Genomic DNA, 2,512 nt, shown 5'->3' on the forward strand with positions numbered 1-2,512 from the left:
TCTTCATTTATGTAAAAGATAAGGACGTATTTGTGCGCACTCGCACCGTTGAGTTTTCGGCTATGCTAACTTTACAGGAGTTTGACAACTTATTAACTGAACCCAATTTTCTGCGAATCCATCGCCAGTATATTATAAACCTAGATGAAATATTGGAAATTACCCCGTGGTTTCACGGCTCCTATCTACTGCGCATGAATGATCTTAATAAACAAGAGGTTCCCGTCAGCCGCACCCGTGTGAAACACCTAAAACTTACACTCGGTCTCAAGTAGAAACAAAGAGGAGGTTTACGATTATTTGAGCTTCAAAACAAGATTAACCGTATTCTTTGTCGGTATTGCCCTGCTAGTTTCACTCGGGGTAGGTATTTTGATCATTAGAGATATGCAGGTGCAAATTGAAGTAGCAATCGCTGAGAAAGCAAAATCAGACCTAGCCACAGCGCTTGAAATTGCTGATTATATGCGCCCGGGCTCATGGCGGATAGAGAATGGCGAGTTATACAAAGGTCACCTTCGAATCAATGATGATACCGAATTGGTTGATAAAATTGGCCGTTTAACAGATGACACTGTAACGATATTCTTAAACAACACCCGTGTTGCCACCAATATTATCAGGGACGGCAGCAGGGTCACAGGTACACTCGCTGCCGATTATGTCTCCGAAACAGTACTTAACGGCGGTCTCTATGTTGGTGAAGCCGAGGTCATTGGTGTCAAATATCAGACTTGCTATGCTCCTATCAAAAATGATTCAGGCCAGATTATCGGTATGTTTTATATTGGTGTGTCAAAGAATTTTGCAGATCAGCTTAAGCATAGTTTTACAGCAGTAGCAGTATTATCAACCCGTATTGCCTTATTATTCGCCCTTGCTGCTACCTGCTTTATCTCGGTAGATGCCTGGTCTACCGCATTCCTCACCCGAGCAAGCCCCCGCTGGACAACACCACACGATCAGAAAGAGACGCCCCCCTAGAAGGGTCGCGTCTCTTTTTGATCTTATTTTATTATCTTTATTATGCAGTTTTACTGTTTTCAATCTTAGCCTTTGGCGGAGCAGATAGTATCGGCAAAATTATCGCAACAGCCAAAGCGATCGAAGTAATAATAAGCGCTTCACTATAATTTCCTGATGACTGACGGATCCGTGCAAACAGCATTGGCCCCATTATACCGGCAGCCCCCCAGGCAGTTAACATCCAGCCGTAAATCCGCCCAACATATTTTGTTCCAAAAACATCGGCTGCATAGGCCGGCATGGTAGCAAAACCGCCACCATAACAGGCATAAATATATGAACAAATGATAGTGAATACAGTCATATCTTTCGTACTAGACAAGAAATAGAATGCCACGGCTTGTGTTGCAAACAGGATGAAGAATACTGTCCGGCGTCCAATTTTATCAGAGGCAGATGCCCAGAACAGTCTCCCCAATCCATTGACGATTGCAAATATACCAAGAATAGCCCCTGCTTGCATTGCTTTTTCGGCGGCACTCATTGAGCTTGGCATAAGATCCTGTGCCATAGGTGAAGCCTGGGAAATAAGCGCAATACCGGCAGTAATATTGAGGAACAGCATCGCCCACAGCAGATAAAAATATTTAGAACTGGCAGCCTCACCTAAGGTCATACCGGCAGCGGCAGATTTGCCTGCTGGTGATATCCAGCCTGCAGGTACATAACCGGGCGGCGGTTCAACCATAAACTGAGCGGCGGCTGTAACCGCCACCAAGAAGATAGCACCAAAGATGTAGAAAGTCATAGCCGTCCCCATACTTGCAATCATGCCTGGAGAGAGCACGGTAAGCATCAGCGAACCAAGACCAAAACCCATTACAGCCAAACCAGTAATGAGTCCTCTTTTGTCCGGAAACCACTTAACCAACGTAGCAATCGGGGTAATATAGCCAAAGCCAAGACCTAATCCGCAAATAAGACCATAGCCAAGATAGATTACCGTTAGCGAGCCAATTTGGTCGCCATAGCCTGTGATAAGGGTACCCAGACCAAAGAGAACACCACCGGTGGTGGCAACAATGCGTGCACCTTTTGTATCTAAAATATAACCGCCGGCTGCACTGGATATAGCCAAACAACCGATTGCAATGGTGAATGTTAATGTCACATCAGCGTTGCTCCAGTTGTGGGCAGCCATCAACGGCTTGGTAAATACACTCCAGCCATACACAGTACCTAAGCAAATCTGCATTACAATTCCCGCTAACGCAATAAGCCAGCGGTTAGGGTAGCTTTTTCCCTCCATGCGAGAACACTCCTTCATATTCATGTCCTGTACGTAATAATTCATGCAAAGCTGAGAGAGTTATTATTTATCGAAAATTCCCACTACTTATCAGACAGTTTCCCCGGCGCCAAAGAAACATGCCGTCTCTCCAAACCAACATGAACTACATCATCATTATAGCCGGAGAATTCCCCCTACTCCACAATGCATTACTGAACTGCAAAATATCAGTACCGAAAGGGAATATTTAAATAC

Annotated in this window: 3 protein-coding genes; 2 read left to right on the forward strand and 1 reads right to left on the reverse strand. The window is 44.8% G+C overall.

Going from position 1 to position 2,512, the window contains the following annotated elements; translation table 11 throughout:
• Window positions 1-275, forward strand: a 275-nt coding sequence (locus VN379_RS21780) for a LytTR family DNA-binding domain-containing protein (RefSeq protein WP_325537791.1), incomplete at its 5' end; no start/stop codon positions are given.
• A gap of 25 nt (window positions 276-300) precedes the next feature.
• Window positions 301-984, forward strand: coding sequence for a cache domain-containing protein (locus tag VN379_RS21785; RefSeq protein WP_325537793.1), 684 nt, complete (start codon window positions 301-303; stop codon window positions 982-984).
• A 40-nt stretch (window positions 985-1,024) separates the two neighbouring features.
• On the opposite strand, the gene VN379_RS21790 is transcribed toward VN379_RS21785, so the two are convergent.
• Window positions 1,025-2,275, reverse strand: coding sequence for an L-lactate MFS transporter (locus VN379_RS21790; RefSeq protein ID WP_325537795.1), 1,251 nt, complete (start codon window positions 2,273-2,275; stop codon window positions 1,025-1,027).
• Between the last annotated feature and the right edge of the window lie 237 nt (window positions 2,276-2,512).

The organism is Sporomusa sp., from assembly GCF_035561255.1.
Lineage (GTDB): Bacteria > Bacillota > Negativicutes > Sporomusales > Sporomusaceae > Sporomusa.

What these genes read in the sequence shown, in the direction of transcription:
- VN379_RS21790 (WP_325537795.1), bottom strand. Translation starts at nt 2,275, where the DNA reads ATGGAGGGAAAAAGCTACCCTAACCGCTGGCTTATTGCGTTAGCGGGA.